The organism is Caballeronia sordidicola (assembly GCF_001544455.2).
Lineage (GTDB): Bacteria > Pseudomonadota > Gammaproteobacteria > Burkholderiales > Burkholderiaceae > Caballeronia > Caballeronia sordidicola.
This window is the reverse complement of the sequence record NZ_FCOC02000016.1, coordinates 123,037-145,210: the sequence shown is the minus strand read 5'-3', so window position 1 is coordinate 145,210 and position 22,174 is coordinate 123,037. Positions and strand designations below refer to the sequence as shown.

General features: G+C 58.1%; 11 protein-coding genes and 1 pseudogene. 2 read left to right on the top strand and 10 right to left on the bottom strand.

Going from position 1 to position 22,174, the window contains the following annotated elements:
* Positions 1 to 1,877: type VI secretion system Vgr family protein (locus AWB64_RS22605; RefSeq protein ID WP_060857666.1), on the bottom strand; the 1,877-nt coding region annotated here is incomplete at its 3' end.
* Positions 1,878 to 2,219: 342 nt separating this feature from the next.
* On the opposite strand from AWB64_RS22605, the pseudogene AWB64_RS32005 reads away from it, so the two are divergent.
* Positions 2,220 to 2,366 (top strand): annotated as a pseudogene (locus tag AWB64_RS32005) (IS3 family transposase); the annotation flags it as partial.
* Between the two features lie 1,621 nt (positions 2,367 to 3,987).
* Here the strand turns inward: AWB64_RS32005 and AWB64_RS22600 are convergent.
* From AWB64_RS22600 to AWB64_RS22560, 9 genes are all read right to left on the bottom strand, one after another.
* Entirely contained in the window at positions 3,988 to 5,769 is a 1,782-nt protein-coding gene (locus AWB64_RS22600) for a YaaW family protein (RefSeq protein WP_060857665.1), read from the bottom strand.
* 260 nt (positions 5,770 to 6,029) lie between these two features.
* On the bottom strand, positions 6,030 to 8,138 hold the full coding sequence (locus tag AWB64_RS22595; RefSeq protein WP_060857664.1) for an SNF2-related protein: 2,109 nt from the start codon (positions 8,136 to 8,138) through the stop codon (positions 6,030 to 6,032).
* Complete coding sequence (locus AWB64_RS22590) at positions 8,135 to 10,045, bottom strand: tyrosyl-DNA phosphodiesterase 1 (protein ID WP_060857663.1); 1,911 nt, start codon at positions 10,043 to 10,045, stop codon at positions 8,135 to 8,137. Before AWB64_RS22590 ends, AWB64_RS22595 begins: the two co-directional genes overlap by 4 nt.
* Positions 10,045 to 11,427, bottom strand: a complete 1,383-nt coding sequence (locus AWB64_RS22585) for a hypothetical protein (protein ID WP_157766678.1) — start codon at positions 11,425 to 11,427, stop codon at positions 10,045 to 10,047. Before AWB64_RS22585 ends, AWB64_RS22590 begins: the two co-directional genes overlap by 1 nt.
* 375 nt (positions 11,428 to 11,802) lie before the next feature.
* The gene (locus tag AWB64_RS22580) at positions 11,803 to 13,872 is read right to left on the bottom strand and encodes an AIPR family protein (protein ID WP_060857661.1); all 2,070 of its coding nucleotides are present in this window, start codon (positions 13,870 to 13,872) and stop codon (positions 11,803 to 11,805) included.
* Positions 13,865 to 14,830, bottom strand: a complete 966-nt coding sequence (locus tag AWB64_RS22575) for a PD-(D/E)XK motif protein (protein WP_060857660.1) — start codon at positions 14,828 to 14,830, stop codon at positions 13,865 to 13,867. Before AWB64_RS22575 ends, AWB64_RS22580 begins: the two co-directional genes overlap by 8 nt.
* Positions 14,823 to 17,591, bottom strand: a complete 2,769-nt coding sequence (locus tag AWB64_RS22570) for a Z1 domain-containing protein (protein WP_060857659.1) — start codon at positions 17,589 to 17,591, stop codon at positions 14,823 to 14,825. The genes AWB64_RS22575 and AWB64_RS22570 overlap by 8 nt, the downstream gene beginning before the upstream one ends.
* Positions 17,588 to 19,063: an ATP-binding protein gene (locus AWB64_RS22565; protein ID WP_157766677.1), complete on the bottom strand. Its 1,476-nt coding sequence runs from the start codon at positions 19,061 to 19,063 to the stop codon at positions 17,588 to 17,590. Before AWB64_RS22565 ends, AWB64_RS22570 begins: the two co-directional genes overlap by 4 nt.
* Positions 19,064 to 19,678: 615 nt before the next feature.
* Entirely contained in the window at positions 19,679 to 21,184 is a 1,506-nt protein-coding gene (locus AWB64_RS22560; RefSeq protein WP_157766676.1) for a hypothetical protein, read from the bottom strand.
* Positions 21,185 to 21,503: 319 nt separating this feature from the next.
* Here AWB64_RS22560 and AWB64_RS22555 point away from each other — a divergent pair, with 319 nt between their 5' ends.
* Positions 21,504 to 22,112, top strand: coding sequence for a type IV toxin-antitoxin system AbiEi family antitoxin domain-containing protein (locus AWB64_RS22555; RefSeq protein WP_060857656.1), 609 nt, complete (start codon positions 21,504 to 21,506; stop codon positions 22,110 to 22,112).
* The last annotated feature ends 62 nt before the right edge of the window (positions 22,113 to 22,174 follow it).

The following is a 22,174-nucleotide window of genomic DNA, read 5'->3' as shown; positions in this document are numbered from 1 at the left end:
GTGGCGCTCAGCAACTGCTGTCCCGCCGATAGCTGTCCGCGCGCCTCGCGAATGTCGAGCTGGTCGCCGCTGGCGCCGGGACGGCCGAACGTGCTGATGTAAAGGCCCTTCTGCGCCCGGATTGCGCCATAAGCTTCCGTGGCCAGTTCAAATCCCGTTCCGCGAAACTGGCCGCGCTGATTGTCCCGCTGCACGACGATATAACCCAGGTTTAACTGCGCCCCGGCTTGCGTGCTGTAAAGCTGGACGCGGTTCTGTCCTGTCGAATCGTCGAGCACAAGCTGGTTGTATCCGGAGCCTTTATGTTCCTTCGACTTGTAGCCGGACAGTTGCCCCTGCGTGTGCCACTGAGGCGTGCTCGCGCTGTTGTACACGCGCCCGGTGACGAGCGGCCGGTCCGGATCGCCATCGAGGTAGGTGATCACGACCTCCTGGCCAATGCGAGGTACGAACACGCCGCCCCAGTTTTCGCCGGCATTCGGATATGAGACGCGTACCCAGCACGAGGCTTTTTCATCGCCGGTATTCAGCCTGTCCCAGTGCATGCGAACCTTCACCCGGTTCAACTGGTCGGTGAAGACTTCCTCGCCGGACGGCCCGACGACTGTTGCCGTCTGGGTGGGCATGACGGGCTTGCGGTGGTCGAAGGGACTGCGAAACGGAACGGTGCGGCGTTGCGCCTCCACCATGGTCATGAAGAAACCCGTGCTGCCGTCGGCCGCCTTGATCTTCGCAGTCTGGTCCGCGGGTTCGAAACTTGCCCGGACTGAATCCACCTTTGCTTTCAGACTGTGCGGAAAATCGACGGCGCCACGGGAAACCGGCAGGTTGTTCTCAATGACCCATTGCATCGCGAGCACGGCGAACTGCCGGTCCTGGACGCTGCCTCCCTCGTGATCCGGGTGATCCGTCAGCTCAAACCACTGCCCGGCCTGCACGCCGCGCACCGCACCCACGCCATGAAAGCGTTTTGCCCGCGACTCCCATTCTTCCATGCGAACTTTTGAGAGCGTATCGCCACGATCCTGCTCGCGATACGTATAGGCCCCGGAATACTCGTAGACCTCCGCCTGCGATGGCAGCGAGCCCTGGTTCCCGACCGTTGGAATGTTCGTGCCCTTTACATGACGCGGGGTTTTATAGTCGTAGGTGCTGGTAACTACCGAAGTACTTTGCAACGTCCGTGTCCCTGACCACTGCACGAAGGCATCGGTTTCGCTGTTCGTGCCCCCGCGATAAAACGCGACGGACTGCGGCGACATCGGTTTGAATGAATCGAGATTATCGGTGATGACAAGCGTATGGGAATGGCCATCGTCGGCCTGTTCGAAATACCCAAACCAGCCTTCGGTCTCCATTAACCGATGAACAAAATTCCAGTCGTCTTCGTATTGAACACAAAACGACTTGGGCTGTGTTTGCTTCATCAACGCAAAGCGAAAGGCGCCCTGCGCCTGCGGATGCTGACTGAAAACCTGGCTGATAACTTCATCGACTGGAAGGTTTTGCCAAATCCGTGCATCGCGGCGAAAGCGCAGGAAGTGCAACCAGCAGGACAACTCGATTTGATAACTCGTCAACTCACCATCGGAGCCCAAGCGCCGCGCAGTATGAACATAACCGTGAACCGGCTTATAAGACTTGTTGGTCTGCTGGAGCCATAGCGTGACGGGTTGAGCAATCAGGCTCTTGAGTTCGATCGATTCATCTAGCGAATCGACGTCAATAGCAAAAGTGTAATCCCGCCCGACCCGGCTATGCCCGACAACGCGTTGAACCAATAGCGTATTCGAACCCAGTGGCGTGTCGAGTTTTACCAGCCGCTCAGTCTGGAATACACCCGATCGAAGCTGGTCGATTATGTCTGCGGCCCCCATTTGAACATTCCTCATCGCTGTTAACGCGCGTCACTTAGCCGAACGATATTATGTCTGATGATTATGTTCGTAAACAACTTTTACAAACACAGTTGCCACGGAAAAAGTATTGCGGCAGGATTGGGTACCGCCACATTTCTGTAAAAGATAGCTGTGCCTGTCGTTTATGCGGAAGATTGAAGCGAATAAGCGTAGGTAATCACTAACGACTATGGGTTTCTAATAGCTAAGGGGGTGCGGACAAAATCTTGGACTACCTGGAGGTAGTCCATGTACTCGTACAAAGACCGCGTTCAAGCGGTTCAGCTCTATTTGAAGTTGGGAAAGCGCATCAAGGCGACCTTCGGGCGACTGAAGACGGAACTGTTTTATCCTCGTGACTGACGGGCCACGACCATTGATCAATTCATCGAGATTCTCGACTCTTACATCCGGTGGTACAGTGCGACACGTGTCGCCGTCAGCCGCGCGTCAAGCGGCATGCAGTAGGCGGTAAAGCTCTTTTTTGTCTTGTCGCGCTTCGCAAGGCACCGCGTTGCCGCGACCTGCTGTACGGCCAGCAGTTGCCTACTTGGACAGGCGTGGCGGGTAACTGCCGGGTCTGAAGCTCCAACGACAATGGACTCGTCAAAAGACACCACGCTCGGTGACGATATGTGGTGACGCTGCAAGCCGCAATGTGGCGTCGAGACTAGGCAAGTTCCGCATGCGCAACAAATGTGAATCGTCGATAAACCTCGTGACGGATAGTGGGCCGAAGCGGCTAATGGGCCCAAACCAAAAGGTATGCAGCCGGTTGCTCCCCTTGTACCTGGGAGTACGCCGTCATCACGCTGCCGGGGAATAGACGGGCGCTAAACGGATAGGCCCGGGAACATTCGGGTCGGCAAGAACGGGAACGTGGTAAGTCCAACTGTCCGCCTGCGCCAGTGGTTTGGCTAAGGCAGGTGACCCGCAAGGGAATCTGTTGGGCAAGTGGATATGAGAACGCGGAAAAAGCGAATGGCGGGCGGTAATAGTCCGCATAGGGGTTCGGAATTTGCCCTGACCTGAAAGGGTGCAGACTTCCGTGTGGTGCAGTTGTCGTAGGTCCACATATGAGATTCATCGAAGGGAAGCTTGTGAGAGACCGGTAGCACTACGGTTCAGCGCCCTTCGTCTCAGCGATGAGGCGAATCAACGATGTGATGCTTGCGAAGGGCTCGTACAGTTGCGAGACCGGCGTCAGCGCGACGCTTAATGCTGTGCTCGAGCGCAGTGCGGTGAAAGTCGCATGCTGCGTTCTTCGGGGGCCCCGTTGCCGTGAGGCAGTGGGGCTACCCACTACGCAACGCGGATCAAGGTCTCGCTCGCACCCCCTCTGTTTAAGCAAGCAAACAGTACGTATGGGCTCGCCTACCTAGCTAGGACGTAAGCCGATGATCAATTCGCAGATCTCTTGGACACTGGCGCCTCGCCGGTGTCCGCGGCAAGTATGCATATAACCAACGGAAATCCCGAATCCCCACTCGATTGTCAATCGTAGGGCCTAGCCCGCTTATCCAGCGGTGTTCCGCCCAGCGGCTTCGCGTCGATACCGTTAACGATGCCGAAAAATAATATCGGCTTTAACCGCCTCTTTGCAGACCGCAATGGGAAAGTAGCACGCACTTTGCCAAAAAGCCGCGACGATGGAGCATCTCGAGATGACTGGTGCTGACAATACCGTCATCGATACCGTCAAGCTTTTCCAACACGGTCCGACCAAAGCCGGCCGAAGCCAAGACCTCAATTCACGGGTGGGGCTCAAATGCGGCTGCTCAAGGACGCCCCATAGAGCGCCACCGATTCGAGGACGCACTGCGAGGCCCCCTGCAGCCGCCCTTTCACCATTTTAGGCAGTTACGCTCCAGTTCGCCCACCGCTGACGAATCTTCCTGACTCGCGTCCAGTGAGCCGAGTGGTAGACGCTGTAGGCGTCCGGAAGCTCACGCTCCAGAAAATGCAGCTCCTCAATCTCGCAGCCAAAACGGCCTACGCGCTTGAGGACTTTACATCCGTCAGGGAAAGTACGCACCAACACCCGCCATCAACCTCGAACCAAAACAACCGAACCGGAAAACACGCGCTGCTATACGACATGCATGCCCATGACGCGTTCGCCATCCAGCTTGAGCAGCACTCGTGTCGGCTCCTCCCGGCGCTTGAAAAGATCGTCCGCCGATTCGAGATCCTGCTCGATTGCCGCCCTCCAAGACTTCACGCTGGCAGCGAGTTCCGAATGCAATTGCAGGAGGTCGAATTTGCGCCGCGTTAGCGTCTCGCTCGAACTCGTCAAGGCCGACAACGTCTGAATCTTCTTGCGGATCATGACGTCGGCTTTAACGAGGTAAGGTCCCTCTTGCCGAAGTTCGTCAAGCGACCTCCTGATGTCGTCAATCCGGGCTTGCCTCTTATGCTCGTTGAGACCAGCACATGACGCCAACTGCAGATTCGCGGCTCGTACGCGAAGGCAAAGAAGCGCTTGTTCAAAGTGCATGGCAATGCGCTCGTGATGACCGGCGATTGCCTTGGCAGCTCCTTCCGACCCAAACGTATCGGGATCTTTCACATCGAGAATGGCGGCTGTTTGCGTTTCGAGGTCGGTGAAAAGATGGTTGCGAATCGACAGAAGTGTTGGCTCGTGGCTTTCGAGTTGCGCGAGATCGTGCGCCGTACCCCCACCTTTCATGATCGCCGGTGCAACCTGCTCCAAGTAGTCCAGCATGCCAGTCAATTTGCTCAAGCGCTCGTTCTGCTGGAACTCCTCGATGCGCTTCACGGAGATCTTGATCTCGTTCAGTTCGCGCTTGATGTCCGCAAGATGCTTCTGCCCCAACGCGAACGACGCGACCTGCAAGAGCGCACCCGCATTGACGATGTTGGATAGCGTCGACGGATCCAGCAAGGTGCCGTTGCTCAACTTCCCGCCGATATTCGTGGTGAGCCGATACCCTTCGACGCCGTTTTTTGCCTTGAGTAGCGGCCCATTGATGACGACTTCCATGTATTTCGTCGATGCGACATGCTGGGCGGTTACCAAGTCCGGTACTACCTGAAACAAGGGACTCAGCCGATTGATGCCCTCGTCGGCCGACCCTGTCTTATGCCAGTGTTCGACGTCGGGGTGCGAAATACGTGTCAGGGAAACGAGTGTTCCGCCGCCCTCCTCTTCAACCGTGAGCGCCGCGGAGCGTTCGACGTCGCGCAATGCGACGATCGTGGTACCGCACTCCGACGTCGGCTCGATGATCGTGTCAAGCATCTTGCGACGTAGGTACGCTACATGGAGAACGCACGGCGCCGTAATGCGGTAAGCCGGCTCCGTGACGGAGATCGAGCCCAGAGCAGCAACCGCTGTCAATGGATTAAACGCCAATGCGCCGCCGACAAGGCTCTTTTTGACATTATCCTTGACTACGTTTTTAATTTTTGTCGCTTCACTGGCCGCCACAGTGCGCGCTTGCGCGATCGCGCGCTTGCGGCCGACGGCATCGAGCGTGCTCCAGTCTTGGGCGAAGAGCAAGTGGAGGAGCGCTTTCTCGTTTTCGACGATCGAGTTGGCCTTGTACGGGATACCAAGCCGCTTACACACATCGACCACAACCTCTCCGTATTCCGGCCCTCCGCCGCGCAGCTGATTTTTCACAGTGTTGCCACCGAAGGCGCGAATTTCATCGCCGATCGCGACGCTATACCTTGATGGGTAAGAGGGGAATCGCTTGTATTGGGCATCCGATGTGAGCGAGCTACTCCATGGTCCCTTCAACAGGTCGACAAGCGGTTCGAGGTCGTCGTCGGTACACACTTCGAGAAGCGCGTAGAGATTCCCCCTTCTTATTTCGCTCAAAAGCACAGGATCGATTGCAGGCATGGTCGCTATTGTCGTTGTGGAATGGCATTGGTCACATTCACGGGGTTTTCCCTCGTGGTTCCCCTATGGAATATCGACCCCCGAGGCGAAGACTTTAGACCCAAAAATCGCTACGCGACTCCATACCTGTTATTGCGATCCCGCGAGTCCGTCGAGCACTCGCTACGGTCTACAAAACTGTCCGTCCTGAGTACCGCCAGTCGACGCAACCTGTAGCACATGGCGACGCCAATACCTCACTCCCAGCACCGGCACCCTCCTTAAGGCAACAGGTTTAACCCGCGCATCTTTTCACCCGCATGTTTGAGAATCTCCCCTAACCCCGTCAGATCGTGATTGACCTCCTCCACATCGACTTCCTCGCGCACGGCGCCCATAAGCAGATCGAACTGCGAAATCCGTTGTCGCATGATGGCGACAGCTTTCTCGTCTCGCGTACCCATCAAGGCCGGATAAAGAACGCGAATCGGCTTCTCGACTTTGGACGCCCACGAATCGACCCGACGCAGGCGGCCGTTTCGCTGCACTGTCCGGACGGGGCTAGGATCCAGTTCATGGTGAATTAAGTGGCGGCAAAATCGGTGCAAGTCGACGCCTTCGCTCAAAGTGTCGGTACTGACTAGAACGTCCGGCCCGAACGGACTGTTGAACACGGCCACCACCGTATCAGGCGCATTAGTAAAAAACACCTCCGGATGGGATTTCCCGAACACACTGGCGTCTGGATCGCAGACAGCGGCGACTCGCGCATGCGTCGCACCCGGCAGCCTCTGTGGATCACTTCGTAGCAGGATTGAGCGAGTCGAGGCCGACTCCCTGTCGATCAGTTGCTGGTACAACTGCTTCGCCTGCGCGGCGATCCGGTATCCGGCGTTCGTGTCACGCGCGAGTCCTGCAATGAGTGATCGCTTCGAAACGAGAGCCGATGCTGCTGTCTCACCAAGCCAGTGACCGACCTGTGCACGCACGCCTTCCGAACACAACCATTCAATAAAATTGTCGAGGCGAGTTTCGGCTGAGCGTCCTTTGACGGTTTCCGATTCCTGCTCGAAAACCTCATCCCAGGCCGCGCGCCAAACCGCTCGGACGTCGTCATGACCGACGGCTCGTTCTGGCCAACGGATAGCATCCGCGAGTGCCGCGGTCAACTCCGCTGCCGGCAGATGATGGCGGCAGAAGATCAAGACCTTTTCGCCCTGAGCGACAAGCGACTTCGCCATTCGTACGGTGTCGGCAATCTTCGGATGCGTCTCAATGGTTCGTAGCGCAGTTTGCGCGCGGCGTCCATGATGGTGCGCCGCGAGCGCCTCGGCATCGCCCCCCCGGCCGGCGACGTTGCGCGTCAGAACCTCAAGATCCTCCGCGAGCTTACTCGTCGAAACGTGATAGCGTGGGTCATTGCGCCGTACGTGCGGCCACGCCTTGCAACGTTTTCCCAATTCGAGCGCGCGATCGGCCCGCAGCATAACCTCCAGAAGTTCTTCGGAGGCCTCGAGCGGTGTGGTCGCCCCAGCGTCGTCGACATCAGGGATCTCGCCGAACGTTTTCCGCTCACTGGTTGCCAGATCCCTGATTCCGTGCCGGATCACGAATGGCTTCATCTCCTTCACCGCGAGGCGTGCTGCCCCGCCGAGCTCGGCTGCCATCTCGCGCGGCGTGCTTGCATAGCGTCCTCGCCATAGCTTCGTGAGTAGCTCCGCATAATCCCGCATCGGTTTCACCGCCTCATCACCGCCAATGCGCTGGAGCAGTGTCGCCAAGTCGTTCGGATCGATGCTAAAGGGTGTCGCGGTGATGACGAGCAGGCGGCCGATCTGGTTTCGTGCAACGCCGATTGCCCGGCCGAGTCTGGAATGTTCCGAACGCGCCCTGTGCGCTTCATCGACGATCAGCAGATCGCACAGCAGCCTTTCCGCCTTTTGATGCGTCGACACAGCGATCGTGCCATCGGTAAGCCACGCGATGTGGCTCCGCAGGCGGCTTTTTGCCGTATCCAGTTTCAGGGAACGTGCACACTCGGCAACGGCGTCGATATGCAATTCCAGTTCCTGACGCCAGCGGCGCGCCATCACGTCGTTCGGCGCGAGAATGCGCACACTCTTGCCGTTTCCGGCGAAAACCAGTGCGCACAGCGTAGCGACAGTAGTCTTGCCAAGACCGGCATCATCGGCAAGCAGAATGCCCTCGGTACCGCTATTCATCCGGTCGAGAATCGCTTTCGCGGTCGTGAACTGACGCTTGGTCGTCGGCAGCTTGAGTTGTTTCCATCCTGGGTTCAGGACTCGGTGCCTGTCGTGGCACTCGATATACTGCTTCGCCTTCCTGCGGTCGAGAAATTGCCAACTGCGCGCATTGATATCCAGACTCATTTGTTCTGCCTGATTCTCAATTGAAGTTCGTCGGCAGCAATACGCGCGGCGATGCGTTCGCCGAGGTGCGGAGCTGACTGGCCCGCTTTGTGCCAGCGCTCGTAGAGCTGTCTGCCGTCGCTGACGATCTGCTTGCGCAAGTTCTCGTTGGCGGACTGAAGATGGTTCCACCAGTTATCGACGCAGCGAAAGCGTCGGCGTGCATCGAGGTAAGCGTCAACCGCATAGTCGCCACCGGCAGCGCCTTTACGCTTACCGTTGCCAGAGCGCTTGCGATCGCCTTCATCCGGTATGCGTGCGTAGCCGTATTTTTCTTCAAGCAAAATGTCGGCCGCTTCACGCAGCTTCGCTTCGTCGTAGTCAGGACAAAGCAGGCGGCTATCGTCGCTCGTACGGGTGTCGTGAATCGGGGTTGTTCGCAATTCGCCTTTCATGGTGGTCACCGTCACCGCGATTGGGATATCTCCTTTCGCCTCGGACCACGCAAACGCAGCCCGGGACGGTACGCCGTTCGACCACGCGACCCTGTGATGACGGATACTTTTTGCACGCGCTACCGTGACCTCAATCCGGGCCACGAGCGGGCATTGCGCGCGGCATCCGATCTGAAGCGTCTTCCCGTCCCAGTCGGCCGCGAGCCAGCCGATCTGCTGCTCAGCGTCGCGGCTGTAATCGACCTCGCAGGTATGCCGCACAAATTCGCCTTGCCCCAGCCGGCTGCCAAAGGCGTCGCGTACCGGAAACGCGACGCCGAGTTCGAAGTTGCCGATCTCAAGCTTACCGTCCTGATTCCACTGGCCCCAGGCCGACGCGCTGAAATTTGCCGACGTTACGAGCAGGCGGCGCTGATTGCCCTCGCGAAGCTCATAGAGTTTCGCGTGGCTCCAGCGCCGGTCTTCCTGTTTATGTTCGTCGCCTAGCGGACTCTGCTTGACGCCATCGGGCACGGCGATCTCGCGCCACTGCATTCCCGCGTCCGTGAGCGCATGCTCGCTGGAGGGATCCAGTTGCCAGTTGTCGGCCCAAGGATGCTCACAGCAGATCCATGCCGAAGCGACATTATGTGGTTCTACGGCTGCCGTCTCGCACCATTGCTCGAAAGCGTCGCGGTCCCAACGTCCGAATGTGGGCGTAAGCACCGTCAATTGTCGCGGATGCTTTCGCGACCAGAGATTCGCAAGTCCCGAAACGCCCCACGCGGTGTCTCGCGTGCGCAGCGTCGCAGGGGAATGCTTGCCCGCTACGCTTGCGACAAACTCGACGCCCTCCGGACACGCCGCCCGGCGCAGCAGCTCGCGCCAATCCGCGATTCGCACACTATCCACGCCCGATGCCCGGCCGAGTTCGGCAATAAAGTTCGGCAGGCAACCCCAACCCTTCTCGCGCGCATTCGATCCGGTGGAGGTCAGCGGCACAACGCAACGCCATCCGCTCTGGATCTGGTTACTCAATCCAGGTTGCGTAAGATTCGCAGACGAGATGACGATTTCGAGCGTCTGCGACGCGCCCGCTTCGGTCGCCTCGTAGTGGAACATCCAGAGCTTCGCGTGCTGGGCCGCCGCGCCGGTCGCGCCAACCTGAAAGCGCGCGATGTAATTCCAGATCCAGCCTTCGGCACAGGCCGGCGAGTCGCCGCCCGACGACACGATTGCAATGCGCCCTTTGATACCTCGCAGTGCCGCCTCAAGCTCGGCGAAGTAGCGCAGTCGGTCGTCCGTCTCGCTGACGTAGCTGTTTTCGAGGCCGAGCCAATGCGACAGATAATGCTCGATCAATACGGACGGATCCGGTGGATCGTAGGTAGTGAGCAACGCGCCGAGCAGTCGGCCAATGTCGCTTCGACCGATCCCGGCAAGCGGTTTCCATTGTGGCGCTAGAAGCTTCCGTTTCGTGCTGGATGTCGCCATTACATCGCTCCGTCCGGGTCGAACGCATCCGCGCCAAGCAATGCTTCGGGAATGCGCTTGATGACGCCGCACTGCGCGCCCAGACGGCTCAGCGCTTCGATCCTCACCCGATAATTGCTCGCGTCGCCGCCACGCGATGGCGCGAGCAGCTTCAACTCGTTTCCGCTGAACATGAGCCAGCGAAGGCCGCCGCCATACGTCGCATGATGCCGTTCAAGCGCCTTCAGCCTGCGCCTGCGATCGGTGCCGGCTGCGACGATACCGCCCGCCAACACATCGACAACGGAGAACGAGCCGGCCGAGGTCCCTTCTTTCTTCCAGCGTTTTGCAGCGCGCCCGAGTTCGTCCAACGCATGAACCACGCCACGGTGAGCGAGTACGCCATCGATTGATGTCGCGCCCGTTCCACCGCCGCTCGCATCGCGCTTTCCAGCCACACTCCAGCACGCATTCATCGCGCCAATTCCCGCGTCAGCAAGCTCGGAGAATGCGGACCAGTATTGGAGGCGTTCGGTTGAGGGCTCGCTTGCGAGGCGGCGTGCGATGTCAGCGTAGAGTGCGGGCCGCGTTGTCGCCGGGGAAGCCGCGGCGGCCTCAAGTACGCTTCTGCGTCGCCGGCCGTCTTCGTCGCCGGCCGCCGATGAAAACAGCGACTGCGCCAGCACCCGGGACTCGTCCGCAGGAAGACGCCGTGCATCGGTCAACACCGTCGGCAGACACGTGGGCGTACCGCGGCCACGATGCCACTCAAACCGTTCGAGCCAATGTTCTTCCGGCAGCGAACGACGCCCGCCACCGATGCTCTGCGCCGGCTTCATCCGCACGCTGCCATGCACGATCTCCGCGAGCGCCTTGCCATGGCTGTCGAGCCTCCAGCCGTCCGCTCCGATCGTAAGACCCGGAAGCGAGCGCAACGCCACTCGATACGCGCCGTATACGCCGTTAAAGCGATAGCGTGCGTACGATTCGGGGAACATGCCAAAGCGCGCCTCCGTAGCACCGCGCTCGACCCATCGCCGCACGGCCTGCACGCCTGGCAATTGGCGACGCTCGGCCGCTTGGTCCGAGGTCGCCTTGAACGTGCGCGCAATCCATAGCAGTTCAAGCGGGCGAATCCACGTGTAGAGACTTCTCGCCGCGTCGCGCGATGCGACCGTATCCTCGTCAGCGCCAGCACCGAACTTGCGCCACGCCGGGTGCGCGTGCTCAAGGGCCCAGCACATGATCGTCAGCCAGCGCGCGTCCATGGTGCGATTCGACAACCCCGGCGCCAGCAACTCGGCAATCTCCTCAGCGACGTAACGCATCCCAAGCGGATCGCCGCGTCGCACCGCGAAATCTTCCAGAGGAGCGGTGTAGAACCATTCTGTTATTGTGGCCAACGATATCCCCGGTTTTGGTGCGGCTTATCGAGCGGTGGCTCGCGTTGCAGCGACGAATTTTTTTAAGAAATCCTAGTACACGGAAGTGTGGCAACAACCGACCGGCAAGCTGGGGAACCCCGCTACATGGACCGACGATCGACAGTCTGGACCCGTACCTCGCCATGCAACGCCGTGACCAAGTGCAGCTCCGCTGACTTTCGACCGGTGTCGTCAGTCTCTGCCGATGCAAGCCAGAACCACGGCTTGCGACATCTGCATTGGTGCCCAATATCGTCTTCGGAGTCATACGGTGGCGAAAACATCTCAAGACAGGCCATGCACCGCACATGATGGAGGCTACGGCGGAGTCATGCCTGCTTGGACTTAGCGAGTTCAATATTCGATATCCAGTCGATCAAGCAGAGTCTTGAGAGAGTTCTTTTCCGCCTTGACCAAGTTCAGACGCCCCGCCTGAAGCTTGTCAAGAGCGCGTGAACTGTTCTCGGATAGCAACTGCCTCGATTGCGCAAGCTGACGGATCTCGTGTACTTTGGGAACGAGTTTCGCAACGGCTATCTCGAAATCGAGCTCACGATTTCTTCTCTCATCGCGACGTCCCTGTCCCGCGCTCTGACTGGCATATTCAACGGAGACGCCATATTCCAGCATACCTTTCGGCAAGGATGGAATTGCCGGCAGCACATGCAGATTCCAGCAGAATTCCTTTTTGCAAAACTCCGTGGCGTTCTTCACGGAGCCGGGCGGATTGTTCAATATGACATGAATCCCCTTGGCCAGTTCCAGCGTCCATGTCATCAGCACTGAAGACACCGCTTGGTCCCTCCAGATTCTCAGGAGGTCCACCTGCATGCCACGCATCCTGTACGCCTGAGCCAATGCGGACACCGTGTAGGCCGTTGTCTGGGCCTTGAGACCCTTGGCGGCCTTGTACCACTCCGATTTTGCAATCTCCCTGTCCACAGATGTGAAGACAATGGCCTTCGCAACGGCGCATTTGAACCAGAACTCATTCAGTTCCAAGCCATCGCCGTATGTGGCGAGCACCGTCTTGACATACCTCTGAAAGCATTTCTGCTCCCCTTCAGCGACGTGATGTGGCCTGCTATCGAAGGCAAGTTCAAACTTGGAAAGATCCGTTTTGGAGATGAGCTGCGCTTTCGGGTACTCAGCCTCCAGACGCATTCGCTGCGGTGTGGTCTTGTACGCAAACAGTGCCTTGTACTGGCCACGCGCCCGCTCGTAGAACCAGCGAGTTGAGAAAAGGACACCTGGCCGCTGAGGTATAGACACCTCCTTCGAAAGTCGCTCGATCCGAACCTGTACAGGACTGTTCGATGCCAAATCAGCCAGAGATACCTTGTTCTGGGTATTGGCGTACTCCGAAATCTTCGGTACCACCTCCCCCAACCGTTCGTCGCCAACGACGGAGAGCTTGACCTGGACATAGACCTCGTCGAGGCTGCAGCTCATCGCATCTCTTGCATAGAGCATCGAGGCCGTTGTCTGACCGCCGTTCACGATCTGAAAGTCCTTTATGCGAGAGATGGCCAACGATCCATCGGCACATCTTTCCGTCGACACGGCAGACGCGGTTCCCGTCAGTCCATTGTTGTATGCGAAGAACATGGACGGGTTCTCCGCGATGGTCTTGAGAATGCCTTTGTTCACACTAGTCTTAGCTTGCAGATAGGTACGGACGTTCTGCTCAAGCAATCGATTGCCATATGAGGCAAACACCTTTGCAAGCACAGGCCCATGCATGGCAAATAGATAGCTGCTGAACCCAGTATCACCCATGGAAGCGGGGAGGCATGGCACTGCTCCGCCGAAGTCCTCGCTGAAGTCAACCTCGACGGGATCCGAACCGCTCCTCGAAATGCGCTCGTAACGCTCGAGGTCGAGAACATTGACCTGCAGAGGAAGCCCGTCGAGATAGCGGGTTTCGAATTCCTTCCGTCTTGTCTTAAGATGCGCATTGGTCAACACCAGCAGACGCACTCTCGATATCCGAGAGCGGTAGTGCCGGATCTGCATCGCGATCTGGTAGGCATGGCTCGACTCCTCCATTGCCTCGACGCTCCTGTCGTTTTGTACAACTTTCAGGAACCGCTCCACCAGAGAGACGCAGGCATCCACCTCCCGCGCATTGATCACAGGCATGTCCAAATCCTGCAGATGCAAGCAGACAGCGAGATGAAGATCGCCGGATTCCACCTCTCCGCCCTCCGGAAGATCCAGTGCCATTCCGTCCACGCGATATCCCGCACCCGACTCACTGAGCACGGGTCGATAGTCGAGATCGGGACAGTCACCATTCTCTGCAGCGAGCTGCGCAAAGATACGGAAGAACTCCGTGACCTTGAGATCACCATCGGCCGCACTGCCGATGGTGATCTCGTTGGCAAGATCCCTGTAGGTCCGCCCAAGATCGACCTCAAGCATGCGTGGCCTCGATCAACACATTCCACGTCGATCGGAAAGCCTCCAGAGAGGGGCCTGCGATCTCGTACTGCGCAGCAACCACACCGTCCGGAACATTTCCAGGAACGAGCCGGGGAAAGCCATGCAATATCGAATAGACGACTCGCTCATCGCTATCGTATCTGTCGTGACAGTGGCTCGATCCGTCGTCCATCCCCGCAAGAGCGATCTTCCGTTCGAACTCAAGAGTCGCAAGCGGAGATGTGCTCAGCAAGTCCTGTACTGCCTGCGCGACCTCAAGCACGGATCGCCCCTTGTCTGAAGCAGAGATTCTCCGCAAAACGATGAAGACGCTATCGCCACGATCGTTGAGCTGCTCCAATGAGGAAATCCTGAGCTTCATGGCACCAGTCGAGCGTTGTGTCTTAACCTCCATGCGCACTCCACCAACCCCGATGTCCCTAGCGTCTCCATGTGGACCTCGCCAGCCTTCGATGAGCGTCTTCAGAGAAGCGACGCGCTCCCGGATCAGTTCTTCGAGGAGCAGAAGTTCCCCGAACAGTCCCACCACCTCTTCCTTTGAAATCCCTTCGTCTAGGCGCCGCTTGAAGAGTTCGGCCCAGCTATCGAGAACACGTATCAATATGGTGACTGCTCCGATGACCGTTCGCTCAGCTTTCGATCGCTCCGCAAGGTCATAGCACATCACCGAAAAATTCCTGGCCAGCTCGGGCTCGAGAAGCGTCATGGCGACTCGCACCCCACCCGGCATCAAGACCTTGGCAATCTCGATGTTTCGGAACGCGGGCAGCTCGAACTCCGGAATCTCTTCACTGCGCATTTCCAAGATCAACTCGCGGTTCCCCGCACCCGAGTACTGAACGTAGAAATCGAACAGATGGTCCGGATACGCACGCAGTCGCGTGCTCTCATGTTTGGCCCCCACCAGCGCCAACCATCTCACCTCGAACTCATTCATCGTCCAACACCTCGTCGCTCTCGGATTCTTTCCGTCTCTCGGCAAGCAGTTGCATGAGTCTTGGCGTGGCGTGGTAACGGCGTTCCCGACACAGGACTCCGGTTCCCGGGAACACCAGACTCAGCGTGACGACCGGCAACTCGGGGTCGAAGTCGAACGTGACATCCTTGTCCTTGCTCGCGAGCCTGAGCAGATGAACGACGAGCAAAGGCCGTGTACGAGACATCGCAAGGCGCACGGCGCTGGAAGGCGATTTGACCTTGGCATCCACGGCGCGCTGTTTTATTGCATCCGCCCTTGCCTGAACCTCGTTCCTATCCTCACCATAGAGAAGATCGTCATCACCGAAGGCAACGGCATTCTTCTTCGTGATCTTCACCAGATCGTCTTCCTTGACCGCGCTCGTGCGGGATCGATAGTACGTCTGGCCTCCGAATCCATCGCGCGCATACTCAAACGGCAGCGCACCGTCCGCAGGACGCAACTTGACATACGGAATGGCGACGTCCCAACTTGCCAGCTCGGTCTTCTGCCTGTCTTCGATATAGGCCGCAATCAGACTTGCGCCACCGGCCTCCAGCACGCTGAATTCCGTTTGGGGGAGTTCAAATGCCTTCAGAAGCCGGACGACCTCGGAGACCGGGACACCGGTCCAGACTCGGGCATTTCCCTCCTCTGGAACCTGCTCCTTCGAAACGGAGCCGATCTTGGCGTAGAAAGTTTTGAAGACATCCAGATTTTTCCCATTGATGTCCTTGCTGTCATAGACCGAATAGGCTTGGACGTGGCGATTCGAGAAGTCCTCTGCAAGAGATATCTCGGTAGCCGCACGCATCTTGTTCGAGGCGGTGATCGATATTCCGGTGGGGCTTTGCCTCACCTTCAGACCGAATTCCAGGGGAGTCTTTCCCAGAAGCGCCATGCGCTGAAAGTCCGCACGAAGCTCCTCGACAGATGCGCTCACTTCCTCGAAGTGTCCGACGAGCGACTCCGTCACATGAACCCGGCAGATGTTCTCGAAGCCTGGCCGGTACCCAAACCATCGGCCCATCTGCAGAAGGGTATCTGCTGCACCGACATTCCGGAGAACATAGGAAACCAACAGCCCGTCGAGCGTGAGTCCTCGCGCCAAGGCAAGGCCACCCACAGCAATCAGATGGAGGCCGGTGGGAGGCGCACTTTCGTAGTCGATCCCGCCTCCCTTCATGTTGACCAGCCGAGTCTCCATCGGCGTAACCGACGCCTTCAGGTATGGACGAACGGCATCCCAGTCGAGCTCGATTGTTCCTTCATACTCCCGGTCCCAAACACGTTTGAGTTCAAGCATGGCCGCAGATTGCTCCCACGACGCCATCGACCAAGACTCGATGGCGGACACGAGCTCAGCAAGCGCCACATCGAGGAAATCCCGCACCTGAGCCTGCACAGCGTTGAAGCGGCTGACATTGACCAGAAATGCCGAACTCTCGTTCCCGTCACCTCGGGAAATCCGCACAGCCCGTGCCAGAACATATTCGCGCAGGGCATCGAGGAGGCTTGCAGGAAGCCTTGGCACTTTCCACGCGCCAAGATGCTTGACCGGCAGGACATCCGCATAGTCAGTCGGAATCTTGCAAACGCAAGGCTGCAGCAGATCACCATCCTCCCCGAACAGGCGGCTGGCTCCGACGTAGTTGTCAGGAGGATCGAGTGACTTGATAAAATCCGCAGGGAACAGATCTTCGCGGTCGAGGCCATCCGTCGTGTCGGGATCAATGAAGATATTGGCGAATGGCGTTGCCGTGTAGCCTACATATGTGGATTGCTTAGTCGTGTGGAGAATGCCCCTGATGCACTGATTGATGGCGGTTGCGATATTCGGATTCTCGTTAGTGTTGACGCTCGCATTGTCGGCTTCATCGTCGATCAGAAGCATGGGGCCGTCCAGCTTCTGATCCTGCCTCAGTCCGGAAAGCCATTCGGCCAGCTTTGCCAGCACCTTGGGATTCTTCTTGGTCACAAAGAGGATAGGGTCGGCAAAGTTACCCTCATGGGCTCCGCCCGTATTGGCGAAAGCACTGTTGAAGTCGGACAGCTGTGATGTTCCGCAATACGGATGGCGCGCCACATAGTCGGGACGCTCTCCAGCAAAGACACGGGCAACGGGATAGATCTTGGAATGCGTGGCGTCGCTTATCGACGACTTGCCGACGAACGTCTTGTCCAGACGCACCTGCGTCTGGTATCTGAGCGAGTTCGTGAGACCGGCGAGCACGATGATGATGCGGTATCCAGCATCGGCAGCCTTGGAGATCAACGCCGAATAGTTGGTTGTCTTGCCCATCTGGACATGACCCATGACCAATCCACGACGACGATTCCAGCTCTCCTTGTCCTTTGGATTGCCCAGAAGCCCGATGATCTCATCGGTGACCTGATCGACGGATTTGACCACCTCGATGGGAAGCACGGAGTTGTCCTTCCAGTGCTTTTCCAGGCGACGCCAGTAATGGAAATCTATCGAAGCCTTCGCAGAGGGATACCACTGCTTGAAACTCCCCTGAAGCAGATGACCATCCTCCTGCTTCGTCATGTAGATCGTCTCAAGATGCTTCACGAGCCGCCCCTGATCCAGCTCGTTCAATGAAAACGGAACCCCGAACCTGCCGACTGCGTCCGCGAGATATCCCTCGGACACCACGATCCGGCCATTGAGCTCTCCATCGATCTGAACTCTCAGAAACGAAAGGACAGCTTTGAAAGCGTTCGAATCATTGATCATTTGAGTTTCCACTCCCCTGCTTTTTCTTTGATGAGACTTTCGGTGTATTTCCACTGCTCAGAGAAAGGCTCTGCCTTCCTTGCGAACGCAAGAAAGCCAGAAAGCGATACGGCGCCGGCTTGACGTAGATACGCCAACATGCAGGCATGGACCAGTGAATCGAATTGATCCGGGTCCGTGATTGGCTGGACAAGTGAATCATCTGCACTCCTGACGTCTTCAGCCATTGCCTCCACTGGAACACAGTACTCGACGAGCCGCATGGCTTCCTGCGCCATCGACTGATCGGACGCTTCATACAGCAGCTCACGGATGATCGGGTGATCCCGATTGATGAAATACCGAATCCGGCCGTTGTGTGAGTTGCGCCGCCACACAGGAGCCTTTTCCAAGGTGTTCAGATCCACACCCCTGCGGCGATAGACCCCCACCGACCTTCTTGAGAACCGTTGAACGATTTCCCGAAGCCTTCGTCTCAGGTTGATGGGCAATTGCGCGTCGGACTTGTCCAGCGTGATCTTCCATTCCGCGTCGAGGCTGTTCGGAAGATCGATCCGGATCCTCGTCAGTTGAGATAGCTCGCCGTGCGGAACCAAGCGGAACCAGGTTCCGTGAATGATCAGCCGTCGATTTCGATAGACGTAGAACCCCTGATTGCGTGCCAGCCCCTCATCGCCATCCAGCGCCAGGCGCTCTTCATGGGTAAGCTTCGAAAAATGAGGAATCACGAAGGGCTTCACCCTCACCCCCGCGGAAGGGGTCACCGGCACATACTCCTCATCGAGCGACTGAGTGGCCGGATGGCGTGCCATGAAGGGGTCGACCGGATCAAGTCTCAGTCCCTGCAGGCTTATCTCGAGGCGGCGACCATCCTCTCCGGCCAGATACCGATGAAATACGAGGGAGAGCTGTTTCTTCGCGTGCGAAATCTTTTCGTTGAGCCGCTCATCGAGCGTGGCAGTGAGACTTGAGTCATAGAGGCGATCGCATCGGGTCCAGATCACCTCCGTACCGCTCGACCCGACGGGAGCCGATGCCAACAAACTCAGTGCATCGCTTCCCTCGAACAGGTCCATTGCCCAATCGTCGAGATCGTCGACATTCCATCGTGCGGCGCACGCGAGACCGTCACGCCAAGAGACCACGGTCAGAATACGCGCTTGCGAGAGAGAGGCCGACTTCAATCCCCAACCGAAGCGTCCCAAGTCACCGGCATCACGTTGATCTTCGGGGTTGCTGCTGGCCGGTCTCATCGCATCGATGAGTTCGATACGGCTCATGCCCGCGCCGTCGTCCCTGATACGCACCGTAACGTCGTTTTCGGCTGGCTCAAACAGGATTGTCAGAGCACGGGCACCAGCCTTGATACTGTTGTCTATGAGATCAGCAAGAGCCGCCGCCAAGTCATAGTTGCCAAAGCTTCTGGCCCCAGCCATCAGGGCGGAGGCCTTCGGCGGATTAAGAATGCGCAATTGCTCCCCCCTTAAAACCCACCATTCCCAATAGATTGGCGGTCCTTGTGATGAGTTTCAATCGTCCCCAAACGAGTTGTCGTAGCGTCCTCGTGGCGCGTCGCAGACCGACGAAATGAAACATATTGATTCGTTCGTTGATATTTTATGCATTTTAACGTATGTCGGTGAAACTTTAGCCTCCCGATCGGGGATGATGATTGCAGCCAGCATGGGGGGGATGAGGGCGATGACGCTGAACTGTGTCTGGTGGTATCTACGTTAGGAATCGGCCAAGGCCCAGGCGAAGATGTTCTCTGCTCATTTGCCTCCGCCTTTGGTGAAGAATGGCCGGACGGAACGAGCCAGTGGGCAGCCGCCACAAACGTGGATGTGTGATGCTGCTCGACACCACACGCTTTCCGCCGCACGCGCGCGCCTCATGTAACTGACCTACCTCGGCCCCCGGCAAGAACTGGATGTAGTTGCAATGCCACGGAGACACCAGTGATAGGAGCCGCAGAGTTAAGAAGACGCCCGTGGCAACTCGATACGGAGCAGCATGTACAGCGTGGTCCGGTCAAGCCGTAGTGCCATGACCACTTCGGAAACTGGCCAGCGATAGTCCCGAATTGCTCATGAAACGACAGCGCTCGGAGTAGATACATGCATCTGCAGCACAACCTCCAGGCCGGGAAATTCGAATGTGACATCCTGCGTTGCCTGCGATTCGAAACCCCTCTGATGACGCATCACCTGCCCGGGCACTAGCATCAATGGGTCCGAGGCCACCTCATCCACCGCCATCGCATGCTGCATTTCAGGCCACCCCAGCCAGGATGCCCGTGCGTCCTGTCCGTCCTCACCCGCGAATCGAGCGGCGTACCGTGCTAGGACAAAGAGAGCCGGAGGTCGATCGGAAGCTACCTCGTCAATTCCCAACTGCACCAGAACATCACGCGACGATCTGCCACCGACCCACTCGAAAACCCTCGCTATCCATTCGTTGGCCTTGGCTAGGTTCCTCCGACGGCTTTCCCTTTCCGCCAAGGAAAAGCCGAAGATGTCATGCCACTTCAACTGCACGAGCGCCACCGATCCACATTGCCGATCCACCACAATGGCATCGATGTCGGTGAGCAGAGATCCGTTCTTTCGCGAAAGCCGAAAACCTCGCGAGGGCACGAGATACCGTGGCTCCGCGAACAGCCGCGCCAGATCCGCTCTGAACACATCCTCGCGCCGGTCCACCGCACGATCCCAGTCCGCCCGGTAGAACTGCCGCAAGTGCCTAAACAGTGCAAAGTAGGGATTGGTCAGGGCCCCGAACAGCGGAAGCAGCACGAAGTCCCGTCCCACTTCCACATGAAAGGGCGTGGGCGTCTCGAACGCGCCATCCCAATCGTCAAGACCGTCAACTCCGAGCGTTAGGGCTTTCATTGTCGCCGGAACTTGGGCAGCTGGCACTCCGGCCTGCTCCCATACTTGTCGAATATCGTTCTTCCTCGCAAAGATGGTGAGTACATCGCTCAGATTGATCGTGGGATTCTTCTTGAGCAGCCTGGCGAAGTTCATGTGTGCGAGAACTCGACCCAGTGCTTGGTCGCAGGTGTGCTTCCACTCCCCGAAGGTCCTGTCTCCGATCATCGCGTCATCGGGCAATGCTTCCGCTTCAAGAAAGCGGTGCCCATAGCGCCGGGCCTCTTCCCGGTAGGTCGACACGATGTGCCAGTCGTTGTCGTACTGGATGAACCATCCATTCGAGGTGTCGACGTATCCGGCCATCCTCGCATGGATGCGCGCCCATTCGGCCTCGGTGCATCCGAGCTCTCTGGGCTCACTGCGTCTGTCCCTCCGAGCCCGCATCGCGGCCTGAAGTGCCAGCTCTGGAGCGCTCGAGCCGGTTTCCAGTCTGAATATCCCCCGCCCCATCGACTGCGAGGTTGCAAGCCCGTAGCGCTCCAGTTCGGCCATTCGCCGCAGGAAGGTCAGCTCGCCACACTCGCGAAGATAGATATAGGAATATTGCTGCGCATCGACCCGACTGGGCTCCCAGGGCAGACCGCCGGGTGTGTTTCCGACAGTCGACAGAAAAGGGCGTAGCCCCGCACTCGCACCGAGAAGCACGAAGGCAGATGCCATTCTCGATTCCCAAGTGGCTCCGTCCGCCCCTGCGTCGAGGCCCCAGAACGGCGCAACGGCAACGAGGTCTAGTACCCTGACAAGTGAGGTCAGAGCTTCCTGTCCCCTGCCTTCCCAGGCCGCACTCGCCCTTTCTCGCAGAGTGCCCAGGCAGGTGCTCAATGCCCGTTGAAGTTCCGTCGAGGAACGCTCTGTCATGCCAATGCTCCTGCGATCGGCAGCCACGACTCGGAACGATGCAGCATCCCGCTCATGTTGCGATCTCTATTCGATTGTGAAATAATGACTAAATAATGCAACATTATCGATTGTGATTCAAATGTCCAGCCAGACGCAGGAAGAGCAGGTGCTTGCCTTGGCCCGCAGTGCGTCTCTGCTACGGGCCAGGGATGTCGCCGCGCTTTCCCTGCCTACCATCATTTTGAGCCGCTTGGTGAAGGATGGCCGGCTGAGGCGCGTGGGCCGAGGCATGTACGCCCGCCCCGATCTGCTGTTGAGCGAGCACATTTCGCTGGCAGAGGTCACGCTCAGGGTTCCGAGAGGGGTGATATGCCTGTTCTCGGCGCTGCGCATCCATGGTCTGGGAGAGCGGGCACCGCACCAAGTCTGGCTGGCGATTCCCCAGAACTCGCCGACCCCCCGTGTCGATCGTCCCTCGCTGCGCCCAGTCCGCATGTCGGGCCAAGCTCTAACCGAGGGCGTTCAGTCCATGTGCATCGATGGACTGAACGTACCGGTCTTCAATGCGGCCAAAACCATCGCGGACTGCTTCAAGTACCGGAACAAGATCGGCATCGATGTCGCCCTTGAAGCGCTGCGCAACGGGTGGGAGCAGCGCAAGGTCTCCATGGACGAGCTGTCGCACTACGCGGACATCGATCGGGTATCCAACGTGATGCGCCCCTACATGGAAAGCGTGGCCGCATGACCATCGCATCACAGCGTCGACGTGATCCGTCCGTGGCGATCGATCACTCGAAAGAATCTTAG